The 25113-nt window shown below is 49.8% G+C and carries 32 protein-coding genes, 1 tRNA gene and 3 pseudogenes; 13 read left to right on the top strand and 23 right to left on the bottom strand.

Annotation, left to right across the window (positions count from 1 at the left end):
• Window positions 1–146 precede the first annotated feature (146 nt).
• The 6 genes and pseudogenes from RIN69_RS06115 to RIN69_RS06090 all read left to right on the top strand — a co-directional run bounded on the left by RIN69_RS06115 (window position 147) and on the right by RIN69_RS06090 (window position 3518).
• A pseudogene (locus RIN69_RS06115) lies at window positions 147–771 on the top strand (transposase).
• A gap of 388 nt (window positions 772–1159) precedes the next feature.
• The gene (locus RIN69_RS06110) at window positions 1160–1480 is read left to right on the top strand and encodes a hypothetical protein (RefSeq protein ID WP_313856252.1); all 321 of its coding nucleotides are present in this window, start codon (window positions 1160–1162) and stop codon (window positions 1478–1480) included.
• A gap of 341 nt (window positions 1481–1821) precedes the next feature.
• Window positions 1822–2074, top strand: a pseudogene (locus RIN69_RS06105) (IS3 family transposase); the annotation flags it as partial.
• Between the two features lie 2 nt (window positions 2075–2076).
• Window positions 2077–2205: pseudogene (locus tag RIN69_RS06100) on the top strand (integrase); the annotation flags it as partial.
• 243 nt (window positions 2206–2448) lie between these two features.
• A complete protein-coding gene (locus tag RIN69_RS06095) occupies window positions 2449–2820 on the top strand; it encodes a hypothetical protein (protein ID WP_313856251.1) in 372 nt (123 codons plus the stop codon).
• Window positions 2821–3110: 290 nt separating this feature from the next.
• A complete protein-coding gene (locus tag RIN69_RS06090) occupies window positions 3111–3518 on the top strand; it encodes a hypothetical protein (protein WP_313856250.1) in 408 nt (135 codons plus the stop codon).
• Window positions 3519–3524: 6 nt separating this feature from the next.
• On the opposite strand, the gene RIN69_RS06085 is transcribed toward RIN69_RS06090, so the two are convergent.
• Both RIN69_RS06085 and RIN69_RS06080 read right to left on the bottom strand, forming a co-directional pair.
• Entirely contained in the window at window positions 3525–4172 is a 648-nt protein-coding gene (locus tag RIN69_RS06085; RefSeq protein ID WP_313856248.1) for a hypothetical protein, read from the bottom strand.
• The gene (locus RIN69_RS06080; RefSeq protein ID WP_313856246.1) at window positions 4169–5062 is read right to left on the bottom strand and encodes a DNA-processing protein DprA; all 894 of its coding nucleotides are present in this window, start codon (window positions 5060–5062) and stop codon (window positions 4169–4171) included. Before RIN69_RS06080 ends, RIN69_RS06085 begins: the two co-directional genes overlap by 4 nt.
• A gap of 603 nt (window positions 5063–5665) precedes the next feature.
• On the opposite strand from RIN69_RS06080, the gene RIN69_RS06075 reads away from it, so the two are divergent.
• A complete protein-coding gene (locus tag RIN69_RS06075; RefSeq protein ID WP_313856245.1) occupies window positions 5666–6046 on the top strand; it encodes a hypothetical protein in 381 nt (126 codons plus the stop codon).
• 125 nt (window positions 6047–6171) lie between these two features.
• Here the strand turns inward: RIN69_RS06075 and RIN69_RS06070 are convergent, their stop codons facing one another.
• The 20 genes from RIN69_RS06070 to RIN69_RS05975 all read right to left on the bottom strand — a co-directional run bounded on the left by RIN69_RS06070 (window position 6172) and on the right by RIN69_RS05975 (window position 18950).
• Window positions 6172–6489 carry an HGGxSTG domain-containing protein gene (locus RIN69_RS06070; protein ID WP_313856243.1) on the bottom strand — a complete coding sequence of 106 codons (318 nt, stop codon included), beginning with the start codon at window positions 6487–6489 and terminating at the stop codon, window positions 6172–6174.
• Between the two features lie 78 nt (window positions 6490–6567).
• Window positions 6568–6789, bottom strand: a complete 222-nt coding sequence (locus RIN69_RS06065; protein ID WP_313856242.1) for a hypothetical protein — start codon at window positions 6787–6789, stop codon at window positions 6568–6570.
• On the bottom strand, window positions 6782–7000 hold the full coding sequence (locus tag RIN69_RS06060; protein ID WP_313856241.1) for a hypothetical protein: 219 nt from the start codon (window positions 6998–7000) through the stop codon (window positions 6782–6784). The genes RIN69_RS06065 and RIN69_RS06060 overlap by 8 nt, the downstream gene beginning before the upstream one ends.
• Window positions 6997–7431: a hypothetical protein gene (locus tag RIN69_RS06055; RefSeq protein ID WP_313856240.1), complete on the bottom strand. Its 435-nt coding sequence runs from the start codon at window positions 7429–7431 to the stop codon at window positions 6997–6999. Before RIN69_RS06055 ends, RIN69_RS06060 begins: the two co-directional genes overlap by 4 nt.
• 110 nt (window positions 7432–7541) lie before the next feature.
• Window positions 7542–7700, bottom strand: a complete 159-nt coding sequence (locus RIN69_RS06050) for a hypothetical protein (RefSeq protein WP_313856239.1) — start codon at window positions 7698–7700, stop codon at window positions 7542–7544.
• 99 nt (window positions 7701–7799) lie between these two features.
• The gene (locus RIN69_RS06045) at window positions 7800–7973 is read right to left on the bottom strand and encodes a hypothetical protein (RefSeq protein ID WP_313856237.1); all 174 of its coding nucleotides are present in this window, start codon (window positions 7971–7973) and stop codon (window positions 7800–7802) included.
• A gap of 188 nt (window positions 7974–8161) precedes the next feature.
• On the bottom strand, window positions 8162–9301 hold the full coding sequence (locus RIN69_RS06040) for a hypothetical protein (RefSeq protein ID WP_313856235.1): 1140 nt from the start codon (window positions 9299–9301) through the stop codon (window positions 8162–8164).
• Between the two features lie 42 nt (window positions 9302–9343).
• Window positions 9344–9700 (bottom strand): hypothetical protein, encoded by a 357-nt coding sequence (locus RIN69_RS06035; protein ID WP_033752613.1) that lies wholly within the window; start codon window positions 9698–9700, stop codon window positions 9344–9346.
• Between the two features lie 103 nt (window positions 9701–9803).
• On the bottom strand, window positions 9804–10073 hold the full coding sequence (locus tag RIN69_RS06030) for a PerC family transcriptional regulator (protein WP_313856234.1): 270 nt from the start codon (window positions 10071–10073) through the stop codon (window positions 9804–9806).
• 172 nt (window positions 10074–10245) lie between these two features.
• On the bottom strand, window positions 10246–13029 hold the full coding sequence (locus RIN69_RS06025; RefSeq protein ID WP_313856232.1) for a DUF927 domain-containing protein: 2784 nt from the start codon (window positions 13027–13029) through the stop codon (window positions 10246–10248).
• The gene (locus tag RIN69_RS06020; protein WP_313856230.1) at window positions 13022–13378 is read right to left on the bottom strand and encodes a hypothetical protein; all 357 of its coding nucleotides are present in this window, start codon (window positions 13376–13378) and stop codon (window positions 13022–13024) included. The genes RIN69_RS06025 and RIN69_RS06020 overlap by 8 nt, the downstream gene beginning before the upstream one ends.
• Window positions 13375–13707: a transcriptional regulator gene (locus tag RIN69_RS06015; RefSeq protein WP_313856229.1), complete on the bottom strand. Its 333-nt coding sequence runs from the start codon at window positions 13705–13707 to the stop codon at window positions 13375–13377. The genes RIN69_RS06020 and RIN69_RS06015 overlap by 4 nt, the downstream gene beginning before the upstream one ends.
• Window positions 13700–14413 (bottom strand): host cell division inhibitor Icd-like protein, encoded by a 714-nt coding sequence (locus RIN69_RS06010; RefSeq protein ID WP_313856228.1) that lies wholly within the window; start codon window positions 14411–14413, stop codon window positions 13700–13702. Before RIN69_RS06010 ends, RIN69_RS06015 begins: the two co-directional genes overlap by 8 nt.
• Window positions 14406–15215 (bottom strand): antA/AntB antirepressor family protein, encoded by an 810-nt coding sequence (locus RIN69_RS06005; RefSeq protein ID WP_313856227.1) that lies wholly within the window; start codon window positions 15213–15215, stop codon window positions 14406–14408. The genes RIN69_RS06010 and RIN69_RS06005 overlap by 8 nt, the downstream gene beginning before the upstream one ends.
• A 13-nt stretch (window positions 15216–15228) precedes the next feature.
• Window positions 15229–15648 carry a hypothetical protein gene (locus RIN69_RS06000; protein ID WP_313856226.1) on the bottom strand — a complete coding sequence of 140 codons (420 nt, stop codon included), beginning with the start codon at window positions 15646–15648 and terminating at the stop codon, window positions 15229–15231.
• Complete coding sequence (locus RIN69_RS05995) at window positions 15648–15845, bottom strand: helix-turn-helix transcriptional regulator (RefSeq protein WP_313856224.1); 198 nt, start codon at window positions 15843–15845, stop codon at window positions 15648–15650. Before RIN69_RS05995 ends, RIN69_RS06000 begins: the two co-directional genes overlap by 1 nt.
• A 215-nt stretch (window positions 15846–16060) precedes the next feature.
• A complete protein-coding gene (locus tag RIN69_RS05990) occupies window positions 16061–16783 on the bottom strand; it encodes a hypothetical protein (RefSeq protein WP_313856223.1) in 723 nt (240 codons plus the stop codon).
• A 70-nt stretch (window positions 16784–16853) separates the two neighbouring features.
• Window positions 16854–18068, bottom strand: a complete 1215-nt coding sequence (locus RIN69_RS05985) for a tyrosine-type recombinase/integrase (RefSeq protein ID WP_313856221.1) — start codon at window positions 18066–18068, stop codon at window positions 16854–16856.
• Between the two features lie 166 nt (window positions 18069–18234).
• A tRNA-Arg gene (locus RIN69_RS05980) sits at window positions 18235–18311 on the bottom strand.
• A 144-nt stretch (window positions 18312–18455) separates the two neighbouring features.
• Window positions 18456–18950 (bottom strand): DUF1198 family protein, encoded by a 495-nt coding sequence (locus RIN69_RS05975; protein WP_313856219.1) that lies wholly within the window; start codon window positions 18948–18950, stop codon window positions 18456–18458.
• Between the two features lie 237 nt (window positions 18951–19187).
• Here RIN69_RS05975 and folD point away from each other — a divergent pair, with 237 nt between their 5' ends.
• Both folD and ybcJ read left to right on the top strand, forming a co-directional pair.
• Window positions 19188–20054: a bifunctional methylenetetrahydrofolate dehydrogenase/methenyltetrahydrofolate cyclohydrolase FolD gene (gene folD / locus RIN69_RS05970; protein ID WP_313856218.1), complete on the top strand. Its 867-nt coding sequence runs from the start codon at window positions 19188–19190 to the stop codon at window positions 20052–20054.
• Complete coding sequence (gene ybcJ, locus RIN69_RS05965) at window positions 20054–20266, top strand: ribosome-associated protein YbcJ (protein ID WP_313856216.1); 213 nt, start codon at window positions 20054–20056, stop codon at window positions 20264–20266. Before folD ends, ybcJ begins: the two co-directional genes overlap by 1 nt.
• Before the next feature lie 220 nt (window positions 20267–20486).
• Here ybcJ and cysS read toward each other — a convergent pair whose 3' ends face one another.
• The gene (gene cysS / locus RIN69_RS05960; protein WP_313856215.1) at window positions 20487–21875 is read right to left on the bottom strand and encodes a cysteine--tRNA ligase; all 1389 of its coding nucleotides are present in this window, start codon (window positions 21873–21875) and stop codon (window positions 20487–20489) included.
• 289 nt (window positions 21876–22164) lie between these two features.
• Between cysS and ppiB the strand changes: the two genes are divergently transcribed.
• The 4 genes from ppiB (at window position 22165) to purK (ending at window position 25104) form a co-directional block, all read left to right on the top strand.
• Window positions 22165–22659 carry a peptidylprolyl isomerase B gene (gene ppiB / locus RIN69_RS05955; RefSeq protein WP_313856214.1) on the top strand — a complete coding sequence of 165 codons (495 nt, stop codon included), beginning with the start codon at window positions 22165–22167 and terminating at the stop codon, window positions 22657–22659.
• Window positions 22659–23384 (top strand): UDP-2,3-diacylglucosamine diphosphatase, encoded by a 726-nt coding sequence (gene lpxH / locus RIN69_RS05950; protein ID WP_313856212.1) that lies wholly within the window; start codon window positions 22659–22661, stop codon window positions 23382–23384. The genes ppiB and lpxH overlap by 1 nt, the downstream gene beginning before the upstream one ends.
• A 149-nt stretch (window positions 23385–23533) precedes the next feature.
• Window positions 23534–24043 (top strand): 5-(carboxyamino)imidazole ribonucleotide mutase, encoded by a 510-nt coding sequence (purE, locus tag RIN69_RS05945; RefSeq protein WP_313856211.1) that lies wholly within the window; start codon window positions 23534–23536, stop codon window positions 24041–24043.
• Complete coding sequence (gene purK / locus RIN69_RS05940) at window positions 24040–25104, top strand: 5-(carboxyamino)imidazole ribonucleotide synthase (protein ID WP_313856210.1); 1065 nt, start codon at window positions 24040–24042, stop codon at window positions 25102–25104. Before purE ends, purK begins: the two co-directional genes overlap by 4 nt.
• Window positions 25105–25113: the final 9 nt, after the last annotated feature.

Raw genomic sequence — 25113 nt, 5'->3', positions numbered from 1 at the left:
AAATGTATTGACATTTAATACCTTTCTTTTTTCGTGGTTAATATCACATAATCTTTTACTAACGATCATGTTGTACCCTCTGTAATCGTGCCATTCATATTTAGGTGTCTTCCAGCGTACTCATCCCGCCAACGAAGGAGATCGCTATGCGTAAAGCTCTTTTTATTGAGCATCAGATCATCACTGTAATTAAATCGATTGTAGCCGGACGAGCCGTGAAAGATATCTGCCATGAGGACGGTATCTCTGAAGCGGCTTACTACAACTGGAAATCTAAGTAAGGTGACATGGAAGCGTCTGATATTAATAAGACAAAAGACCTTGAAAACGTAAACCAATGTCTTAAGCAGATGTGTGTTGACCTGAGTCTGGAGTGTCGTGCATTCAAAGATGTCATCGAAAAAAACGTTAAAACCAGCCTTAAGCGTGAACTGGTTAAGCATCTTACCACGACATTCTGCCTCAGTATTCGTCAGGCATGCCGGGCACTGAACCTGAGCATAACGCTTTATCACTGTACGCTGTAAAACTGGGATTTATCAGACGAGAAAAGCCGACACAGAATACTATATAGAAATGCTTAACCGCACTTACCGAACAGAAGTCCATGATTTATCTGTTCACAATCCTGAATGAAGTACGGGAAATCACTGAAAGATGGCTGTCAGAGGTTAACTGTGAACCTCCGCATGAATTACTGAAAACCTGGCGGCGGAGGAATACTGGCTACAATATCATCTGGCCGGGATCTCAAACAGTGCGTGGAACTAAAACGGATCTCTTTATAAGCCCAAGAGCTATCGGCCAGCGCAATAGAGTAAAGGCCACAGGCCATCTCAGGCTGGATACGATTGATTAATCCTTCGTCACTCTCGCCTGATTGAGTATTACGGTGATTTTGCAGTGGTCAGGCATATTACTCTCCTGGTTCATCATTGGGCGCACGCTTAAATGCGCCCTGGGATGAGGACTGTTTGATGATTGCGTCGTCTCAGCAGTTAAGGCTGCCTACCTGGCCCGTATCAATTCTTTTTTCATAAAGTCAATATATTCAATATGATAGCGTTATGCCAATATATATACAGCATTCAGTTTATTTAATGTTTAATTCTGGTTTGTAATATAGCGTCTAACAAAATATATAAGGACTATTCTTAACATGAAAATTTCAATCATTGCTGCTACCGTTTTAATTGGTGCTTTTTTAAGCGGATGTTCTGTGCAAAACGATAAAACACAGTTTCAAGGCCTGGGCTTAACGTATCAGTCAGATATCAAAAAGCTGGATAATGGAGACTATCTCACCGAAGTTGAAGCCGCGCCTGCTGCAGGTCGTATTCCAGGTGCTATTGGCACTGCAACTAAAAAAGCTACTGACTTTTGTCGGGTACAAAATAAATCCATGCAAGAAGTGAAAACTGATATTGATACACACTTACTCGTTAATGGCGTTGCTCGCCTGACTTTCAAATGTGTTTAAATATCCCTAAGCTGTGAAGCATTCCATAAGACTTAGAGAGCCGTTGTGAAAGTGGCTCTCAGTTTTTCAAACGCTGTTTTGTATTGATTAAGTGACTATTGGTAATAGCAGCATCGTTGTCGGGTTAAAAGACTCAACAGATGTTATTTCCGCTGACTCGCGCGAGCGAATTGCATCGTGAATATTCTCGATATACCCAAGGCTCTTTTGTTTTTGGTTGCGCATAATGTAAGCAATACATTTATCATTACGCTTGCACCAGCAGACCCCTTTTCTCCCATAAATGTTATTTTTGGAAGCGGTTCTATTCATCCCATTCCGGCTTCTTGTCGTCAGCCTTAAATTACACCGTCTCTGACGCCGCCAGGGCTATGGACGTTGGCCTTTCTACGATGACAAAATGGGTAAAACAACTGCGTGATGAGCGTCAGGGAAAAACGCCAAAAGCCTCCCCGAACAGTTCTCGATAATCGGGAAACTTAGGGCGCGTTAACCTGTGGCCACACTCTACCATGTGTTCTGGATTCATCGCAGCAGCTACAAATACTGGAAAACCGTCCTGAAAAACCCGACGGCAGACGGACTGTATTACGCAGGTACAGCATTATGCTCATTTGGCACCGAACCACTCAACCGAGCATGCACGACATATTGATGCGATTTTTAATGTCTCTGTCCCAAATTTGTCCCACGGGGTAAATTTGAAATCAGGAGAAGGAAGGTAACTCATTGAATTGTATTGGTACCCCCTACAGGATTGGATAATAACCAACAAACCAATGTTAAATAAAAGTATTTATCAGTTTCAAAATCACACATACCCCCAAAGATACCCCCAAATGTTTTTGTGACAACTCATTTTGGCTATTTTTTATCCACAACAGGCGTATTCAACTCACTGCATAACGCAATAAGCTGAAACCCTTATTGTATGATAGATCTTTCCTACATTAAGGAAGCCACCAGCCATGAGAATGACCAGCCGTAAAAAAGAGATACTGAGTTTCTTCGAACTTGAGCACCGCGAGTGGGTAACGTGTGAGATTGGTGCGCCGCCGTTCGATGTATCCGGGGTCGCATATCTGCTCAGTGGCATGGACTCATTCAAATCACGACATCATTTGGAATCAGCCAGGCGAACGCTGGAGGCGATGGTTAATAATGGGCTGCTGGAAAAGGTAACCAGCTATGAGCAGCGACAGGACAGCACACAGTCGGGAGCAGGCAAAGGCGTATGGTGTAACTGTTCCCGTTACGGTCTTCCCGGTTTATGTTTGGTTATGCGGGACGATAGCGGCAAGTTAAACGCGATTGACGGGGAAGCGGTTCGGGTAAGTTAGAAGATAACGCAGTAGTGAGTACGGATTATTAGCTTTGCTAATGACGCTTCCTTATTGTAAGAAAGATGCGGATTTTTCTCTCTATATAATTAAGCAAAAACGTGTCGTTCAGTTGGTTCAGTTCGTTCAATTTGTAAAGATGGTTGTTTTAAAAGTATTAATTTAAAAAAAGTGAACCAACACAATCTCCAATTGAACCAACAACAGGGCATTCTAAACCAACACATTTTAATGTTTTACACTGTCTTACGGTGCTAAAATAGCCGCCTGTTCCTCCAACTTGGTGTGTTATGAGCAAATCTCTGTCTGTTACCTTCCGCGTACCTAGTGATTTAAGCGAAGCTTTTACCAGTGCTGTAAATGCCGCTGGTGGCGATAAAACTGCTTGGCTGGTCGATGCTGCCCGCCAAAAGCTGAACCGGCCAGAAAGCAACCCTAACGCGCGCATAATGGCGCTGGTGGAACGAATGGAGATCGCGGCGGCTGCTCTGATTGGCGGAAAGCAAGGTATCCCTCCTTTACAATACGATGAACAGGCCGTGATCCATGTTGTGGAAGAGGCAATCGCGCAGGGGTTTAATAATGGTCGCATCATCGCAGAACGGCTTAACGACGCTGGCTATCAGACTAAGGCAGGCAAGGCATGGGATAAGGACATATTTAGTGCGTGGAAGAGAAGAGATTCAAAGCGTGCATGATGGCTACTAATCCTCTAAATCGGAATCAGCTATCAAGTCTGAATGTCTTTCAGTCCTAGCGATAAACAGGCCCATAATTCCCACGTTTGGTAGATGGTACCGTATGGTATCTTTCATAGCTTTGAAGTGGCTACCTGCGGTGAGGACATCATCAAAAATGACAATTGTATTTCTAATGCCAACTGTGATTGTTTGATCGAATTGATAATTAGCAGCTATTTGAGCAGGCGACGGACGAGCCACTGAATTGTGTGACGCGCCCATTGATAACCGCTGTGTAACAAGTTCGCGAAACTGTAGGTTTCCGTTACGTTGATGGCAGGCTCTTAAAATATCAGAGATCCGATCGTCATAAGCTGGGTCAGTGCGGCATTTAGACGGCGGTACTGGTACGAATGTGTAATCATGAAGGTTGCCAATAGTTTGAGTAATTAAGGTGGCCACCTGCTGAATTGCTTGGCCCTTGAACCGGTATTCGTAGCTACCACGCTTATCATTCCCTTTTTTTAAGTTCCAAATTAGCTGGTTAGTTTCGCTATGCCTAAAACCTTTACGCGCGGTGTACTCACCAAAAAAATAGCAGTTATCTTCATCGTCAAGATGATGATGATCAGGACGTTTTAACTCATCAATTTTGGTTAAACGGAATGTCATTTCAGATGCTCCCGAACATCTTCATAGCTCTTAACTCTGATAGCACCTTGAGCTTCATACTTTGCAGGCCATGAGATAGAGGGGTTTTGGAAACATGATTCCAAAATAAACAGCTTCCTGCCTTGCGCCAGCGCAGCTCTTGCTTGTGTCAGAGTACCGGACGTGTCTGATGCCTCAATAATGATTGTTGCTTTAGTTAAGGCAGACATCGTTATGTTACGCTCTGGGAAGAAAATACGATTACTGCGAAAGTCTTGATCCAGATAGCGTTGGAATGGAACCTGACTGATAAGCAGATAGTTTTCTCTAATCGTCTTTTGCAGACCAACATTCTGTTTTGGATAGTTATGAGAAAGTGGGGTACCTATAACAGCAATGGTTTTACCACCCATTTCCAGCGCGGTTTGATGCGCACAAGTATCTACGCCTTCAGCTAAACCTGACACGATTGTAAACCCGTCATTAACTAGGCACTTAACCAACTTACGTGTCCTTCTCACCCCTTCCTCAGATACTTTGCGCGAACCAACTACCGCCACTGAAGGAGTATTCACTAAGTCCCACCAACCCTGATAGTAGAGAACTTCTATGGGATGACGAGCGTCACGTAGCTTTTCTGGATATTCTCCAGCTCCATGCACACGCACACCAAAATCCTCAACGTTGTATTTATCGAGAATGCTCTTCAGCTTCGATTTAAAGGTATCGATCGTGCTATCAGGAACCAGTTCAGACGGTAAGAGGTCACCGTGAGCATGACGAAACTTATCGGCAATCGTTTTGAAGGTTGCGCCTTGTTCCGTCCACAATGCCTCGTAAGCAGCCATCTCCCGGAAAGGAGACACGGCTCGCTCGAATGAGTTGTGTGATGCGAAATCAAGTAGTGACATAGTTTTCTGGCTATCCAATGAGTGGCTTAAAAGTAACTTCTTTCACTTTACAGTAACCAGTTCGGTCATAGCTACTGTATGTGTGATCAGTATAATTATTTATATTATAACAATGACGGCGTCAATACGCGTACATTTTAAGCTGCCGTTTGAATCTCTGAGGTTCTTCCAGCAGAACCCCGTCGCGTTCATCCTCTGCCGATGCTGCTCTTTCGCCTGTGGAACCTAAGTCACTCTAATATGGATAGTGTAGAGCATGTGCTTGTCCAGGGGCTTACTGCTCTGGCGGGCAATTGTAGCAGTGTCATCTCTATTTTTTGTCAGTCAATCGTTGCGCATCTGGCTTTTTTACAGTGAACGTTCAGGTGTTCTTTATGCTAAATACGGCTTGTGGCGTCAATGGGTATCCGACGAACCACTGATCATCTGTCAGGATTTTCGAGCCTCACGATTAGGATTACTCTCTCGCTTGTCCATATCGCGTGTCCAATCATTTACATCAATGTCATAAAAACACAATTTAGTATGATTGCTGAGAATGCGGCTTTGGAAAAAATACTAAAGGCTCTAAGTCTCGCCCCCCATTTCTCATAGGTGATTTTTATGAACAAAGCTCCTTTGAAAGTTTCTTTACCATCTGAAATAGCAGTAGCTTTTTGCGCGACTCTTAAAGAAAACGACATTAAATATGTTCCTGATTTAAAAGGCTCTATAGAGAAAAGAAGCGGCTATGATTTTGTCGTCAATAGTGCTGAAGAAGTGAAGCAGATACTAATCCTAGTGCTCAAATCAGAGTATTTCTGGACTACGGTTGCTGGTGCTATTTTGGCCTTTACTCGGCGACATAAACACAAGTCAATCATAGTAGAAAAGGATGGCTTCAAATTCAAAGCTACCGGGATGAGCCAAGCTGAGCTTTCAAAATCTTTAGAAGGTGCCACTAAGCTCATCCTAACTACCAAAGAAAACGAAGCTGATAAATGATTTAATTTGTTGTGGGTATAGAGCTTTCGCAAGCCTTTTAACTTTTCGCTTGAAATAGTCATCAGCAATTTATCGTTCTCGCTGCGTGTGAACCCTTTCTGGTCAGGCCGCTTGAATGCCAACATCTACAGGCTCCCTGCCCTTTCTTGCTGCCAACGCCGATAGCCTTCCAGCTGACGGGCTTTACCTTCTGCTGTTAATGCGCCCGTACTGTGACCACCATGATACTTGCAGCGCCCGTTGGTGCTGATGTCAGTTCGCTTGCACGGCGTTCCGGCTCTGGTCTTCGCCGCGCATGGGATGTGGAGTAATTCATCCGGCATCGGTTCATGTATCGGCTTTAATTCTTGTCGATACCCTGACGCCTGCCATCTGTCGAAGCGCTCTTTTTGGCGCTGGTGGTAGGCTTTCAGCTGCTTGAGTAGTTCCGCTCTGCTGTCCATCTCGTTTCACCTCAAAGTTAACTTTTGTCAGGTATTCATGGGGTAGGGCAGTTAGTGCGAACCTTAATGCTAATCGCGCTATATCTGTTCGCTGCCGTCACCCACCAGCAACGCCTTCAGCTCTGCCGATTGTGGGAATGAATTGCCGCGGCGAGAAAGCCTCTCAACAGCGCACTCATAAGTCCCTGCAGGGGCATTACCAGCTAACTCATCCATCAGTGCAGAAATCACCTGCACATCGCCATCTTTGGTCACCATGGCCTTTTCCAGCCGGTTCAATCTCGCCAGTAAATTACTCATGATGACCAGCCTGCAGGATGTTTAAGTTATGTCGATGAGCCTCATCAGTGGTGGCAATACGGAATTGCCCTTTATCCTTCACCCAGCCGCCGCCACACTCGCGGGAGCCGTCCGGGCTGACACCGATGAGCCAGATTTCATTGGGGCCGCTGCTGGTGGTCTGAGCGCCGATAGTGGCCTCTAATGCTTCTATTCGTCTTAGCAGGCTCATTGATTTCTCTCCTGTGCTTTTTCCAGCTCAGCGAGACGCTCAGCCAGCTCTGAAATTTCGATAATCTTCGCCATGTTCGCCAGACCATCCAGAATCATTTTCCCCTGGTCGGCGGGCAGTTCTCCTGCGGCGATCGCCTTCACCACAGAACGTGCCGCTGCAGGTAAATCGCTATCGTCCAGCTCAAACGAAACCGGCTGATATACTGGCTTGCTCGGCGGGACTACTCTGTCCAGGATGAGACGGCAGGCTGCCATATCACCATCTTTAGCCGCATCCATGATGGTTTTAACGGCATCATCAGCACCACCTTCCAGCACGCGTCTCAACTCAGCCGCCTTGCTGCTGCGCCCACCGGGATTACCCGATGCTCCTTTCTTCCATTTGCCGCCCTTGTCACGACTGGCCTGTTCTTTCGTGCTGTCAGGCATGTGTATGCCACCTCTCGCTATTACTCGTTACCACTTAACCATTCTCAACGAACCAATCAGCAAAATAATTTGCCGGCTGTCTAGGAGTCGCGTCCCTGCGACCGTTCAGATTACTTTTTGTGGAGCAAACCACCGGGGCGCTGGGCGTTCTTAATCGTTTCGATTGTGGTTTCACGCACAATCTTTGCCAGCTCTTCAGGTGCTTTCAGCTGCGATTTAATCTCAGCTAACTCGGCCTCTAACACTGCAAATTTCTGTTCTAAATTCATGTGATATCTCCTGATTTAAAATGGGATCTGCTCAAACGCGCTGAAGATCGCGAATGTAAGTTTCTGCAATGGCTTCAGCTAGGCGTTGAAGTTGTTCCATTAAGCCTCCTGCGCCAATTGTGCGAGCGCTTTATCCATTAGTCCGCGAGCAATAACATGGATGGTTGGAGCCACGCCCAGCACGGATTTGGCGCGCTCCTGCTCCTGAATTTTGCGAAGTGCTTCGAGTTGTTCAATGCTGAGAAGTACGGGCTTAACGCGAGTCGGAATCATAATCACCTCCTGATAAATATACAGTGATTATAATTGCAGTAAGTGAAATGCTTATTTTTTATATGCCGATTTATGAAACGGTGATTTGATCGTTTCGATCGAATTTTTTACTTATAAAAAACCTCGCCGAAGCGAGGTGTGGCTGAAAAATTTTATAAGCGCTTATATAGCAACATAGAGAAGAAGGTTTATAACGAGCTTTTCTTGACGTCCTCAATCTCCGCGTTGCAAGCATCTATGTTGTCAAAATCATACTGAAGGAAAACATACCCTTTGCCAGAGCTATTGGCTCTAGCTTCCATGGATACCAATGCAAGTTTGTTTTTGAGAGGTATTGCGGGCGATCCTTCCCATTGGGCTGAGAGGAAACGTTCCTTTTTGTTTAGCGCCATCATCCAGTCTTGAGGTTCTTTCCAGATTGAACCTGAAAGTAAAAAATCGGTACTTTTAGGTTTGCCATAGATTGAAGATAGAGAATCCATAAGCTCTTTGTATTTTGACTGGAGCGCAAGTCCATAGCTGTCTGTATCAATATTTTTACCTAACGCTCTGATTTGGCATAGGCCAGACTTTGGCGAAATTAATAGACCAAAACCCTCAAATTCAGCGTTCTTTTTCGGTGGAGATTTTACCGTATAGAGATTTGGCACGCCCTCATAGGGCTTGAGCTCTTCACCGGTCATATCTTCGATATTCTTTTTGCTTAAACCTGACTCCAAGCCAAATGGCCCATCTCCCGGCGGGAGTAATGGCTGATTATTGCTAGCCTGAGCTGGTTTATCGATTTTCTTTGCTTCAGCAACATTGCCCTGCTTCAAATCAGATGGCATAGCGTTAGCAAGTCCATACTTGGCTGACAAATAGCGTTGTTGAAGCATCGCCATGGTTTGCTCCTGAGTTGCGATTGCTGCCAGTTTCATCGCAAGAACCAGGCCACCGCTATACTGGTTGGCTTCTGCTTTAGCCTGAGAAATCTGAGCATTTAACGCATCTATTTCGCTCTTAACTGACTCAGCCGTCGCCTCATCAGGTTTTGCTCCTGGCACATCCATTGTTATTTTTGCGCCTGATTCAATAGCATCAATTCGCTGCTTAATTAGCGCCTGGTTTGTTTTGAGAATTTCCACTCTGGCGCTGATTAATGTCTTGATCAGCCCGCCAGAGTAGTTCTGATTTGCGGCATTCGCAGACGAAATATCACTTTCTGTTTGTGATAATTCCACCTTGAGTTGCTCGACCTTTTGTTTCTCTTCAGGAGAAAGCTCCTTTGGGCCACATCCTGTCAAAATGAACACAAATATAAGACATGCCAGAATAGACTTTTTCATTTCCTTGCCCCATAGAAAAAGCCACCCGAAGGTGGCTTAGGATCAGATGTGGTTTTCACATCCCATCTGTGATTTATCGATGATTTGCGTTCCCTCAACACGGAAACCGTAGGTGCCGAAGAGGAAGGCGTGGTTTAACTGGTAGATAACCACGTCACTCAGTCCTACCGCACACTTATCTTTCTCAATAGCATGATCCATCGCCGTTTTAACGTTCGGAATACCTAAAGGGAAAATTACGATTGGCGCTTTATCTTCGCCGGTAACGCGAGCACCTTTCTCAAACTTAGCTGCGTTCAGATTGTAGTTTTTGGTACTTGCGACAGTCATATCAGCAACACGCACAGTACATCCCGAAAGTAATAGCGCCCCAAGCGCCACTGCCAAAACCTTTTTCATTATTTATATTTCCATTAATTGCAATCGGAAACATCCTATCAATAATTATTAACATTGCAATTGTTGTTACACCTTTGTTTTCCGGTCTTCCTCGATGGATAACTCACTTCATTTTTAATCTGAATGCTTCACCACCCGTCTTGGCTAAGCCCATCCTGCGCTGTGTGTCTGCTGCCGCTCTGGTCACATCACCAAATGACTCGATAACCACAGCGTGCCTGACGCGCTTCGCCAGACATTCATTACGCCGGTTTCTGAGCCATTCACGACCGGATTCAGTGCCACATTGGTCAAACACTTCCAGCCAGCGAGAGGCCGCTCTTCTGTACAGGCCTTTCGCCTCAAGTTCTTCTGCTTTTTTGTCATTTACCATGCGCGACGTCCTGAATAAACATGTATTACGCTGAGTTTGTTGGTTCAAAACAGCCATTTGTTGGTTCAGTGTTGGTTCAGTTTTTAGATAAAACTCTTTATAAATCAGAGCATGGAAACAAATGAACCAACTGAACCAACTGAACCAACAACATTTGTCTCACATGTGAGGATTAATCCTCGCCTGCCTCATCCTCTGGCCGGTACTGGATGACATAAACGTTGTACTGCCGCTTGTTAATCCTCGGTGACTTACGCTGAAAGCCTCTGCCGCTGGCTGGTGGTGTCATCATTCCGCTTTCCACCAGCACGCGCGCGAACTGCTTCGGGTTGAAACCGCTGGCGATCTCCTGCTCAAACGTTGCCGGGAAGGTGTAAAACACGATGGGATCATCTTCATGGCTGCCGCTGGCGCGATAGCCCGCCATCTCACGGATTGGTAGCGATTGAGGGTCATACGGGAATGGGGCGAACCGGCTGAAGCCATTGGCGTTCAGAAATGCTTCGCACTGAGCAATGATTTGCTGATGCTCTTTGTTGCCGGTACCAAACTCTCTCACCCATGCGTTATAGCTGTGCTGAACGGCGTCACGGCAGGTTTGCTCATCCCATCCCGTGATAACCCGCCCCATCAGCAGCGCAGCCTCAAGAATGGCAAAGCGAGCGCCCACGCGATGAACCTGCTCGCCGTATTCTGCCGGTATTAAGCCGCGCCAGCGCGTCTCTGCCTCCCTGACAGCCTCGGTGGCCTGTTGCTGATTGCCAGCTAACCACTTAATCCATTCCCGGCCTGCTGCGCCGTGGTGATTCTGCCAGGCATCCTTCAGCGCGTCGGCGTGCTGTTTGCCGTTCTCATGCTGGTGGAATCTCACAGCCTTACTCAGCGGTATATTCAGGAGCCTGACCAGCTGGCCCGCTTTGGCTTTTCGCCCGGCCATAGCGATGAATGTTTCTAAATCCATCTCACCTGTACTGATAGCCACGGTGCGCCAGCGCTTCAGGTCACGGTTGCCGCCTTCTTTGGCCCCCTGCAGTTTCCCCACACCGTTGAACAGCGCATAGGCAGACTGTGAGACGCTGACTGGATCAGCGCCCTGCCCCACCTCATCTAGCGGCATCAACGCATCGTTGTGGGCGGCAGCTTCGTTAGCCAGCCCTAATGCGGTGCCATACCACGTCAGGCGCAGCTGGTCAGGATTACCGTACAGGCTGCTGGCAACGTTCGCGGTTGTGGTTTTACCGGCGCTTGATTGCTCATAGAAGTGAATGCCGAAGCCATCCGCACCCGCCAGGCCAATCAGGGGCGCAGCTAGCGCGGCAGCAACGCCTGTCATCATCGAATAATTACCGGCAGCCAGCGCCCCAACATTTTGACCCCAGCTCTCTGCGCTTCCCCGGCAGGTGTAACCAGCTGCGGCAGAACTGCGGCCATTGAAGAGTACTGGCTTATCGGGTGTGCCGATAACCTCCCCATCCGGCATGATATAAGCACCGCACTGCCACCCTGTAGCATGCGCCACTCTCCAGACTTCTCGTGATCCATTACGCTGTAGCCAGTCCGCCAGAATCGCTCTCAGGCCGCTTTTGGTTGTGACGTTCACGCCACCAGCTTTGAGCGTTCTCCATCCCTCACGTTCGCCGATGTCAGCCAGCGGGATTGCCTGTATGGTTTCACTGTCTGGCCCCCATGCCTGCCAGCGCAGAATCAGAAACTGCTCTTTATCATCGCGCCCGGTGCCGATAACCTGTAGAGGGGAACACAGCCAGCTTTCGCGGTTGATGATTTCACCGGTCTGCTTATCGGTGTTTGGCTCAACCCAGTACACACCATCCTGACGGCTTTCAATGCGTGGTTTGAGCGCATCACGATCCGGCGCTGCTGTTTTACCGCCTTTAATCACTTCCAGTTGAGCGCCCATGTTTTCCTCCTGCGGTTGATACATTCCAGATGCAAAATATTTTGCTGCTGCTTCCAGTCCGTTTTGCTGACGGTAATCGTCCCAGTCCGCTTTGTAGCGGGTCGGGGGTAATGACACTGAGCCATTGACGGCTTCGGCGGCTCTTTCAGCAAACACCTTGCCGCTGTTCACCTTCGGCTTACCGTTGGCATCAAGTTCCCCTGGCTCATGCCAGTCGTTATCACCGGCAATGATGAACGTGGCATTCGGATACAGGCTGCGCATAGCCTCCGCGACGGGTGGCAGATTACCGGCATCAAGCGCCACCACTGCCAGCGCATCAGGCCGCATTAGGTGAGCGGTGAGGGTTGTTGCCAGCCCTTCACCAATGATGATTTCCTTCACTTCCTGCGGCTGGTTAACGAGGTGCCACGCTCCGCGCTTGGCTGAGCCATAGAGCACTTTCTTTTCACCCTGCGGCGTGATGGTCTGTGCTGCGGCCACATCGCCGGATTCGTCCACCAGCGGCAGCAGAATTGAACCATCGGGCAAGCCAGGCAGCGTGAAGCCGTTCAGCCCTCTGGCAATCAGATATTCGCTTTCGCCTGCCCTGGTTTGCGCTGCGAGCCTCTGATAGTGGCCCACAAAGCTTTCGCGGCGCTGTTTTGCTTCTTCGACTTCCTTCTGCTGGCGCTCCTGCTCATGCTGGTGGCGCTGCTCATCCAGCTGCTGCCTTCTCTGGTTGGCGGCTTTCTGGTCTGTTTCTGTCGCCCGGTAATCAATACCCAGCACATCAGCCGCCATGCGGGCGGCCTCAGTGGTGCCGCACTGATTAACCTTCTGGATCAGGTCTAAGCCATCACCCGCGCCGCACTGGTTGCAGAAAAAACTACCGCGCCCTTTATCATCGAAACGGAAGCGATCTTTACCGCCACAGGCGGGGCATGATGTGTGCTGGCGGGGTGAATGGTGTACGTCAATGCCCAGCTGGCTCAGTACCATCGGCCAGCGGTCAGCCGCGGCGGTCGTCGTCTCCCGAATAAGGTCATAGTTACGCATGGAAACTCACCTCCCCTTTAGAAAGAGAGGTGCTCATGTCATTAATCATGCTCTGCCAGATGCTTTCACCGCGCTCAGTGAGGCTGCCGCCGTCTGTGCAGAGGGTCAGCAGATTGCCCGCCAGTGCCTCCCAGTGCGGATATTCCTGCTTTATCGGCTCAAGCAGATAGCTATCCACCAGCAGCCTGATACCGGCTGAACCGTCCACAATGGCAACCTCAACCCGCTGGCCTTTAATTTCCATCGGGAACCAGTCGCCACCGCTCTGCCGTTTGAGATGGTCATAAATTGCTGTTGAATACTGGTTCGCCAGCGCATTAAGTCGGAAGTTTTTAGTAATTAGCGTCATTGTTTGGCCTGCCCTTCCTTGTCTTTAAAATTGCGGCCAGCATCGACTGAGACTTTGTGCGTCCTGGATTCTCTTTGCGCATCGCACTCTTCAAAGCGGGTCAGGTTATGGATTTCTTCCACCCAGCGATAAACCTCTTCGCGCAGAAGCTCGGAGGATGTGTTGGGGATCACTTCCGTCAGCAGGTGACATAAACCAGCCTGCGCACGCAGCAGTCGGTCGCGTGAAATGTTCTCTGCCGTGGCGGGAAGAGGCGCAGATTCACGGCCAACTACAGCCAAAACGCGGCGCACGCTGTCTTTGTACGAAGAAAGGTTGTTATCACGCATGAGCCACCTCCTGAACCGGCAGGCGGGCAGCTAATGAAAGAATGAAATTGGGTGCCAGAACGCGGCGGGCTTCTTTCTCGCTGGCGGCCTCAACGGAGACGCGGCACGGTTTAGCCAGCATGTCAGCGCGTGACAGAGCCAGAAAGCGAAACTGAAATTTGGGTGTGGCTTGGATGAGGGTAGTAGCCATGGTGGCAGCCTCCTTTGTGTGATTTTTGCAACCACCACCGAAGAGACCAATCTTGCTGGTGGTGGACTGAGCGGAGTTGGTCTTACCGGACACAAAGGAAACCGGCGCTTCCGAAGAAGCCACCACCCAGCCCACCATTACTCTGTAAGCGACGCGGATTATACCCGCATTGCTGAAAAAAGGGTGAGACAGATCGAGGACACAAAAAAAGACGCCAGGCGCGTCGTGTGTCGCCTTTGTGATTACCGGGAGACCAATCCCGGCACTGGATTTTGCCAGTGCAAGATGAGGATAGTCCGAAGTTTGCGGAGAGGGCAAGCGGTTTTTTAAGTGTTTGTGATAACCCGCACCACTAGTGTAAGACACTACCTTACACAGCATGGAGCTAGCCGCTGTCAGGCACAAAGCCAAATTTTCGGCTGAGTGGATGTCAGGTTTTGTGAGGTTCCCTAGGCTAACTTTTGCTAACAGGCGAGCCAGCGGGAAGCCTTTCATCTGGACGGTTGTATCAAGCATGGTCTGCCTCCAGGCGTTTAGCCAACCATCGCTGTGACAGACGCATTAACTCAGCTTTACGCTGGTCATAGATCATGCCCATATCTATCAGGGTGGTGTTTGTGCCTTCCAGATAGGTTAGGTGTTCCAGTTGAACGGCGTTCATAGCATCGCGTGGTTCCCCGGTAATGCCATTCACCTGCGCCCACTGTTTAGCTGTCAGGCCACCCAATACAATGCGGGCGATCATGTTGCTCTCGTTGGAATAGTGACGGGGTAAAGTCTGCTTACCCTGTTCAGCACGGGCAGCCTCCAGCGCGGCACACATTGGCGTGAACATGTTGGCGGCACCGATACGGGCTTTGAGTTGGCGTCGGTACTTGGCGGCTATCGCTGGCGCACTAAGCTGTAACGCCTCTTCGCATTGGATGAAGTAACGGCGCACGGCCCGGCCCTGCTCACTGCGCTCCACCATCGCCAGTTCTTTGGCCATGTTCAGCGTCGTAAGGTATTCATGACTGATTTGCTGGCGAGACTTTGAGCTACTCAAATTTGAGGAGCGCAAATTTTCAACAATGATGTAGTCCGTCCCCTCCTTAAACCCATACTCACTAATGCGGCGCTTGATCCAGTCAGTCAGTCTGGTTTCTACCCCCAACGCTTTGTGTAACGATGTTCCGCTCACAATATTGGTTTCACGCCCACCAATCTGACCGGAAATAACCGGAACAATAGCGGCAAACTCGTTGCCTGAAATATCGCTAATGCTGGGGGCAGGCTGAGGGGTGGCCTCAGAAATTAATCTGCTTTTTTTAGTTTTCATTTATCAGGCTCCGTTAAGCGGCGTTGAACGCATCCGGGTAGAGAGAAAGAATGTCGTTAATCTCACGCCGAGACAGGCCGGTATATCCACCAGCAGCGGCATTACTATTAACCAGTTGAATCACTCGCATCACGTCAGCGCGGCAGGTGATCCGGTAACGGAAGTGGCTACCGATGCCATCACCATTAGGCTCGTCAATGCGCTCCAGGCGAATATCAAGCCTTCTTTCCAGCTCAGTCGCGTAATTACGGGCGCTGGACAAGCAGCAGTAGCGGAGAATCTCGTTCTCAGTGAAGCCATTAACGCCAGTACGCATCATGTAAACGCGAGCGCGGTGTTTCTTTGGGGTTGGCTTAATGACTGCGGCAGGCGTAATATCAGAGACGTCAGCTCCCTGATTAGCCGCCTGTGATGGGCGGTTTTTCTTTTCCATCAGACTACCTCGCCACGGGATTCAGCGATGCGCTGGTTAATCCACTCTTCAATTTCACTTTCGATAAAAGCTATGGCACGGCTGCCAATTTTGATGGAAGAAGGGAAACGTTCTTCTTTGAGTAAGCGATAAATCCACGCCTTGCTGTAGCCAGTACGGCGCTGAACTTCTGATAAGCGAATTAATGATTGAGACATATTTACCTCGTAACGTCTATTGCGGTTTACGAGATAATTACACTAAAAAAACAGGCAATATAGATGGGTGTTATTTTTTCGTGTGCCCACCATTATTTCGAGGCAAAAAGATAAAGGGGCCTACCGTTTCTGAGTTTAACGGCGGCCAAAATGGCTTGAAATTTTGCGCTAATCAGATTGGTACCCCCTTTCCTTAGCAATAGTGGCACCGTTTATCATTTTGATTTCTTTGACCTTCTTCCGATCCCTTGTAGGTGAGAAGGGCGCAGCACAAGGTTAACAGCATCTGCCATGTTTTTACCCGCCCCTCTTTCGGTGAGATAATCAATTACTTCGTTTTTTGTGGGGGCTGTCTGAGGATTATCTTCGTCATAAGTAGACCAAAGTTCTTTTATTGCGTCTTGAACAAATTCTAAACCTTCGCTGTGATGATTATATTGTGAAAGCATCAAGACACTTTGCTTTTCTTCTTCGGGATTCACATCAATAACTACTTCTGCCGAATGACTTCGCCAACCATTTTGTGACCGTGATGGAAGACTAAGCGTTTTTGGTAATGGCTTTCTGGCTATATCAACCTTTTCCGCCCTAACCCATGCAAATAATGAGTCGCGCGTGATTATAGTCTTACCTTTACTTAATTCGTGCCCTCTTTCAGTTGGTTTCACCTGATAATATTCATCTGGGCTATTCCATTCCTCATAATGCCGAATCGCAATACATTCTACGGGAGTTAATACCCCCCTCCGTATAGCGCTAAGCATGCCATCTGAAAGACCCCAAGCAAGTTTCCATCTTGGATGGTTCTCAGTTCTGACTTCTATCAAATTGCGTTCATAAGGATCTATACCAGAACATAAGAGTGCGGCTTGCTCAATGCTGAATTCTTGAACCGTTCGCCAGTGGGTCAGATCAGGCAGATCATCATATACAGGCATGTACAACCCCCAAGTCACATAATGTCCAGAACAGTCTACTGTGGTCTACTGAGGCTGTCTATCCATCCAGTTAAGCGCGTTTCCCAAACGAACCGTGAACCACGTTATCGCCCTTTTCCAGCGCATCCATATAGTCGGCATACCACTGAAGCATTTCTCTGCGGCCGTCCAGATATTGGGCGTGGTTATAGGTACCGCGAATGCTGTTCTTATCGGCGTGAGCCAGCTGCGTTTCAATCCAGGCAGTGTTGTAACCCTGCTCATGCAGAATGGTGCTCATGGTGTGCCGGAAACCATGACCGGTAGCTTTACCGTCATAGCCGATACGTTTTATCACCTGATTGATACTGGCTTCGCTCATTGTCTTACCGGCATCGTTGCGCCCCGGGAATACAAAGCGCCCTCTTCCCGTCAGCTGGTGGATTTCTTCAAGGAGAGATTTAACCTGGATGGAAAGCGGCACTACATGAGGGCGGCGCATCTTCATCCGCTCTGCAGGTATTTGCCAGATTCCTTTCTCTAAATCGAATTCAGCCCATTCCGCGGCACGCAATTCAATCGTGCGCGTGCCAGTAAGCATCAGTAGCCGGGTGGCATTTTGTGTAACCCTACTGCCCGTATATTCACTAAGTGCACGAAGGAAGCCCCCAATCTGCTCGGTAAGAAGATGAGGAAAATGCTTTTGCTTTGGCGCTTTGAGTGCGCTGGCGAGATCGGTCACAGGGTTATGCTCTGCCCTGCCAGTGATAACGGCATAGGTAAAAATCTGGCGGCAAGCCTGACGAGTTTTCTTCAGCTTATCCAGAACGCCGCGCTGCTCCATCTTTCTGAGCACCAGCAGCATTTCTGCCGCTTTGATTTCTGCAATGGCACGCTTACCGATAAACGGGAAAACATCTTTCTGCAGGTATTCCAGAATATCGCTGGCATAGCCCTGTGACCAGTTAGGGCGCTTATGCTCGTGCCATTCAATCGCCAGCGCCTCAAAGCTGTTGCTGACGGCCAGAATCTTAGCCTGCTTTTCTGCCTGTTTAACTTCGCCCGGATCACCACCAGCAGCCAAAGTACGCTTTGCTTCGTCACGCTTTGTTCTGGCATCAGCCAGAGATACATCAGGATATACCCCCAACGCCAGCAGCTTTTCTTTTCCCGCAACGCGATACTTTAAGCGCCAGTAGCGTGATCCATTGGTGTTAACGAGAAGGTAAAGACCGCCGCCGTCAGAGAGCTTGTAGGCTTTATCTCTGGCCTTGGAAGTGTCCACTGTGCGGGCATTGAGTTTCAATTTGGGGGTATCTCATTTCATTGAACAGGAATCTACCCCCAAATGTACCCCCACATGGCTGTAGATTTCAATAGATGTGAGTAGACGTTGAGATAATGATATTCGCGGGAAGAGGCTTACAGACTGGGGTTTTGTGGACTTGAGTAGACGACGGGAGAAGTAAGAATGGTACGCCCTACAGGATTCGAACCTGTGACCTACGGCTTAGAAGGCCGGTGCTCTATCCAACTGAGCTAAGGGCGCATGGTGACTGCGACGAATTATACGGTGCGCGTGTGATGAGTCAACGTTTTTACTTATTACTACGCCCTGTTGCTGCACTTATGAACAGTAACAGCCTTATTTGTGCCTGAAAGCGCTATTAATCACAGATTATTTAAGTTTTACTCAGTGTCGGTTCAGCCGTGAATCAATAGAATAGACATTGCCGTGTTCCGCTTCAGTGAACGTCTCTGCGGGTGCAAAACGCGCGTTGTAGCGCAAGCGGAAAGCATGCATCTCCTGAGCATCGGGCTCAGTCTCGCGCAGGAAGCCAAGCGCCAGGCGAACATGCTCACTGCTCAATGTGGTCGGCAGATAGGCTTTGCGCAGCACGCCGCGCCAGAACATCAGGCTTTCATCGGACTCATCAACAATAAAGACCTGATAGATAAATAACACGCTGGCGGCATTGGCAAAGTGGGATTCATTATCACGAGAGAGATAATCGACAAATTCATCCCCTGCCGGTTTTCCCATCAGGCTAACCAGCGATTCCACGTAAACCGGGTCGAGATTCAGCCGTTTGCTCAGCGCTTTGGTTGCCCGGCGTGATTGCGAGTTGAGCACGCGGAAACCAATAATAAACACCAATACCAGAGTCACGAGCATCAGCCAGATCATGCGTTATCCTGCCAAAAGGCGTTGAATCGGGAAATAAGGGTCGTCAGAGTAGCAGTCAGCCCGGGGGCAGGCAACCTGCTGAAGGGGCTGGCGCGGGATGATATCGCCTCAGTAAAAAAAACTCATGCCCGGATTATCAACAAACAGAGAACATTCTGTGCCTGACAGCGGCGCTGGCTTCTGACAGAATAGGCATATTCCCCCGTTTCAACTTAACACAGATGGATTTCCTCTCTGATGGTAGCAAAAATTATTGACGGTAAAACGATTGCGCAGCAGGTGCGCCTTGAGGTTGCTGAAAAAGTTAAGCAACGTCTGGCTGACGGAAAACGTGCACCTGGCCTGGCAGTGGTGTTAGTCGGTGAAAATCCGGCATCGCAGATTTATGTCGGCAGCAAACGTCGTGCTTGTGAAGAAGTCGGTTTTCTTTCGCGTTCATACGACCTGCCCGCCACCACCAGCGAAGCCGAGTTACTGGCGCTGATTGATAAGCTGAATAACGACAGGGAAATCGACGGTATTCTGGTGCAACTGCCGCTGCCTGCCGGCATCGATAATGTCAAAGTGCTGGAACACATTTCGCCGGATAAAGATGTGGATGGGTTCCATCCGTATAATGTTGGTCGTCTGTGCCAGCGAGCGCCCAAGCTGCGCCCCTGCACGCCGCGCGGCATTGTAACGCTGCTGGAGCGTTATAATATCGATACCTATGGCCTGAACGCGGTAGTGGTTGGCGCATCCAATATCGTCGGCCGCCCGATGAGCATGGAGCTGTTGCTGTCCGGTTGCACCACCACCGTCACCCACCGCTTTACCCGCGATCTGCGTCACCATGTTGAGCATGCCGATCTGCTGGTGGTCGCGGTCGGTAAACCGGGCTTTATCCCAGGTGAATGGATTAAGCCAGGCGCGATTGTTATCGATGTCGGAATTAACCGTCTGGAAAGCGGCAAAGTGGTCGGCGATGTGGATTTTGACAGCGCATCAGAACGCGCAGCCTATATTACGCCGGTACCTGGCGGTGTCGGCCCGATGACGGTGGCAACCCTGATTCAGAATACCCTGCAGGCATGCGAAGAGTATCACGACGGAGCAGCAAAATAATGGCAACCTTTTCTCTGGGTAAGCACCCACATGTAGATTTATGCGATTTACTGAAGCTGGAAGGCTGGGTAGAAAGCGGCGCGATGGCCAAGACGCTGATTGCGGATGGTTATGTCACCGTAAATGGCGCGGTTGAAACCCGCAAACGCTGCAAGATTGTCGCCGGACAAGTTGTTGAGTTTGATGGTAATCAGGTGACGGTAACGGCCTGAAGCCAGTGATTAACGGCAGCCCTGGCTGCCGTTTGATGACTTATCCTGAAAAGTACGTTTAGCCTGGCTGTCATCAGGATAAGGATTCGCAGGATTGTAAATCATTCTGGAAGCTGCTCAAGCTTTTAAAAAAAAGAGGCCTGGTCGTATCCAAACTCCATGTTGGTTAAACATCCTTTTACTGACAATATCTTCATCTTCCCGTTAAGCTAAAGCTTATTTACTTACGACGCCAGCTGGTTCCCTGCGGGCCATCCTCCAGAATAATGCCCAGCTCGTTCAGCTTATCGCGGGCAATATCCGCTTGCGCCCAGTCTTTTGCCTGGCGCGCATCAAAACGCATTTTGATCAGCGCTTCAATCTCCGCCACTTCCGCGTCGTTACTCTGTGCACCGCTTTGCAGGAACTGCTCCGGATCCTGCGCCAGCAGGCCCAGCACACCCGCTAACTGACGCAGTTTCGCCGCCAGACCGTTGGCTGCGCCGATATCTTCGCTTTTCAGGCGGTTAACCTCTCGCGCCATATCGAACAGTACCGAGTAGGCTTCTGGCGTGTTGAAATCATCGTCCATCGCCTCGCGGAAACGCGCTTCAAAGGCTTCACCACCGGCAGCTACTGCACTCGTGTCGGTATTGCGCAACGCGGTGTACAGACGCTCCAGCGCGGCACGCGCCTGCTTAAGGTTATCTTCACCGTAGTTGAGCTGGCTGCGATAGTGGCCGGACATCAGGAAGTAACGCACGGTTTCCGCATCGTAATGCGCCAGCACGTCACGCACGGTAAAGAAATTATCCAGCGATTTTGACATCTTCTCGCGGTCAACCATGACCATGCCGGAGTGCATCCAGTAATTAACATAAGGGCCGTCATGTGCGCAGGTTGACTGGGCAATTTCATTTTCATGGTGCGGGAACATCAGGTCGGAACCGCCGCCATGAATATCAAAATGCTCACCAAGCTGTTTGCAGTTCATCGCTGAACATTCGATATGCCAGCCCGGACGCCCTTCACCCCACGGTGACGACCAGCTCGGTTCACCGGCTTTCGACATTTTCCACAGCACGAAATCCATCGGGTTGCGCTTCACGTCAGCAGCCACTTCAACACGTGCGCCCGCCTGTAATTGCTCCAGATCCTGTCGCGAAAGTTTGCCGTAATCGGCATCACTTTCCACCGAGAACATCACGTCACCATTGCTGGCAACATAAGCATGTTCACGCTCAATCAGCTTCGCCACCAGCTCGATAATTTCGCCGATATGACGGGTGGCACGCGGCTCGAGATCCGGCGGCAGAATATTCAGCGCGGCGAAATCGGCATGCATTTCGGCGATCATGCGATTGGTCAGCGTTTCAACGCTTTCGCCATTTTCATTGGCACGCTTGATAATTTTGTCATCAATATCAGTGATATTGCGCACGTAATTCAGCTGATAGCCGCAATAACGCAGATAACGCGAAACGACGTCAAACGCCACAAAAGTACGACCGTGGCCAATATGACAGAGGTCATAAACGGTAATTCCGCACACGTACATGCCGATCTTGCCAGCATGAATAGGTTTAAATTCCTCTTTTTGACGACTCAGGGTGTTGTAAATCTTTAGCATTGAGACATTCCGTATGACGTGTGCGGGTTAACAAACTGATTATTTCCCGGGTAGCTGGCGCGGCAGCAACAACGGCAATCACCCGGGTATATAAAGGCTTATTTTGACGTATTGTTAACGTAAGCGCGCTGCAATGCAAGAACATGGCAGCAACTCGGCTGATGTCGCCATGCTGACGCGTCATCACAATTTGTGATATAAGAAGCGTCTGTCAAAACTGGCCCGGCATTTTTACTACCCTGCCGTGAGCGCAGTCGTTTAAAACTCCCACCTTTAACAGGACGAGATTATGGTTACTTTCCAGACCAATCATGGCGACATCGTTATCAAAACTTTCGACGATAAAGCCCCAGCCACCGTGAAGAACTTCCTGGATTACTGTCGTGAAGGTTTCTACGACAACACCATTTTCCACCGTGTAATCAACGGCTTTATGGTTCAGGGCGGCGGCTTTGAGCCAGGCATGAAGCAGAAAGCAACGAAAGAAGAAATCCGCAACGAAGCTAATAACGGCCTGAAAAACACCAAAGGCACGCTGGCAATGGCGCGTACTTCTGCCCCACACTCCGCCACTGCCCAGTTCTTTATCAACGTTGCAGACAACGACTTCCTGAACTTCAGCGGTGAGAACCTGCAGGGTTGGGGTTATTGCGTATTTGCTGAAGTAGTTGAAGGTATGGACGTGGTTGAGAAAATCAAAGGCGTTGCTACCGGCCGTAGCGGTATGCATCAGGACGTGCCAAAAGAAGACGTCGTGATCCAGAAAGTGACCGTTAGCGAGTAATGTCACGCACGCTATTTATCGCAGATTTGCATCTGTGTGAAGAAGAACCGGCAATTACTGCCGGTTTTCTGCGTTTTTTACAGCGCGAGGCACCGCATGCCGATGCGCTGTATATTCTTGGCGATCTGTTCGAAGCCTGGATTGGCGATGACGACCCTAATCCACTGCATGCCGAGGTCGCGGCGGCGCTGATGGCGCTGAAGCAACAGGGCGTGCCCTGCTACTTTATTCACGGTAATCGTGATTTTCTGCTGGGCCATCGCTTTGCCCACGCCAGCGGCATGATTCTGCTGCCGGAAGAGCAGCTGCTGGAACTGTATGGTAAACGCGTACTGATTCTGCATGGCGACACCCTCTGCACCGACGATCAAGGCTATCAGCGTTTTCGCCGCAAGGTGCATCAGCGCTGGCTACAAAAGCTGTTCCTCGCGCTGCCGCTGTTTATCCGCCAGCGCATCGCCGCCAATATGCGCGCCAACAGTAAAAATGCCAATCGCGGCAAATCCGCAGCCATTATGGATGTTAATCAACACGCGGTAACGGATGCTTTCCAGCGCCACCAGGCGCAGTGGATGATTCACGGGCATACCCACCGGCCTGCGGTACACGCCTTACAAATTAATGGTCAGCCAGCAGAACGCGTGGTGCTGGGTGCCTGGCACCAGCAAGGCTCGATGATTCAGGTCGATGCTGACGCCGTGACGCTGAGCGCTTTCCCCTTCTGATCTCGCCTTAATAAGCCGAATTTTGCCGCGCCAGGCGGCTACGCAACCGTTTTCCTCGCTGTCGAGTCATGGTATTCTCTCTGCCCTTCCCACCCGGCTGTTAAAAATTACACGGGTGAAGTTTGTACAATCACAGGAGTCAGACTCGCATGTCATCCAACGCCGCCCCAGCCCGCATTGCCATTGTTATGGGTTCAAAAAGTGACTGGGCAACCATGGAGTTTACCGCAGAGATTCTTACCACCCTTGCGGTTCCTTTCGACGTTGAAGTGGTCTCAGCCCATCGCACCCCGGATAAACTGTTTAGCTTCGCTGAAAACGCAGCGGGAAATGGCTATCAGGTCATTATTGCCGGTGCCGGTGGCGCGGCCCATTTGCCAGGCATGCTGGCAGCGAAAACGCTGGTTCCGGTGCTGGGTGTACCGGTACAGAGCGCGGCCCTCAGCGGTGTTGATAGCCTCTACTCCATCGTGCAGATGCCGCGTGGTATTCCGGTCGGTACGCTGGCGATTGGTAAAGCCGGTGCCGCCAATGCCGCGCTGCTGGCGGCGCAGATTCTGGCAATCCACGATAGCGAACTGGCGGCGCGTCTGGCCGACTGGCGTCAGAGTCAGACCGATGAAGTGCTTAACAATCCTGATCCACGGGGTAATGCATGAAGCCGGTTTGCGTATTAGGTAATGGTCAGCTTGGGCGCATGCTGCGTCAGGCTGGCGAGCCATTGGGCATCGCGGTGTATCCGGTGGGGCTGGACGCCGAGCCGGAAGCGCTGCCCATTCAGCAAAGCGTGATTACTGCCGAGATTGAACGCTGGCCGGAAACTGCGCTGACCCGTGAACTGGCGAAACACCCGGCGTTTGTAAACCGCGATATTTTTCCTATACTGGCCGATCGCCTGACGCAAAAACAGCTTCTCGATCAGCTTGGCCTCGCGACCGCCCCGTGGCAGCTGTTGGCGTCAGACGATCAATGGCCGCAGGTGTTTTCAACGCTGGGTGAACTGGCGATCGTTAAACGTCGCACCGGCGGCTATGACGGGCGCGGACAGTGGCGTTTGCGTGCCGATCAAATCCAGCAGTTGCCGCCAGAGTGTTACGGTGAGTGCATCGTCGAACAGGGCATTAACTTCAGTGGCGAAGTCTCTCTGGTGGGGGCGCGCAACCCTAATGGCGAGACGGTATTTTATCCGTTGACCCATAACCTGCATCAGGATGGCATTCTGCGCACCAGCGTGGCGTTGCCTGAGCCGGATGCCGCACTGCAACAGCAGGCGGAGCAGATGCTGTCTGCCATTATGCATAAGCTGCACTATGTCGGCGTGATGGCGATGGAGTGTTTTGTGGTGCCGGAAGGTCTGTTAATCAATGAACTGGCCCCGCGCGTGCACAACAGTGGTCACTGGACGCAAAACGGCGCATCGATCAGCCAGTTTGAACTGCATCTGCGAGCAATTCTTGATTTGCCAATGCCGAAACCGGTAGTCAGCTCACCGTCGGTGATGGTTAATCTGATTGGCACCGAGATTAATTTGCAGTGGTTACAGCAGCCGTTAGTTAATCTGCACTGGTATGAGAAAGAAGTGCGTGCCGGACGTAAAGTCGGTCATCTCAATCTGAATGACGTTGAGGGTAGTACGTTAATCAACGCATTAAACGCGCTGGTGCCGATGTTACCGCCGGAATATGCCAGCGGTATTGAGTGGGCTATCGCAAAACTGTAACGGTAAGGG

The organism is Winslowiella toletana (assembly GCF_032164335.1).
GTDB classification, from domain to species: domain Bacteria; phylum Pseudomonadota; class Gammaproteobacteria; order Enterobacterales; family Enterobacteriaceae; genus Erwinia; species Erwinia toletana_A.
Note: the sequence above shows the minus strand (reverse complement) of the source record. Positions and strands in the feature narration are given on the sequence as shown.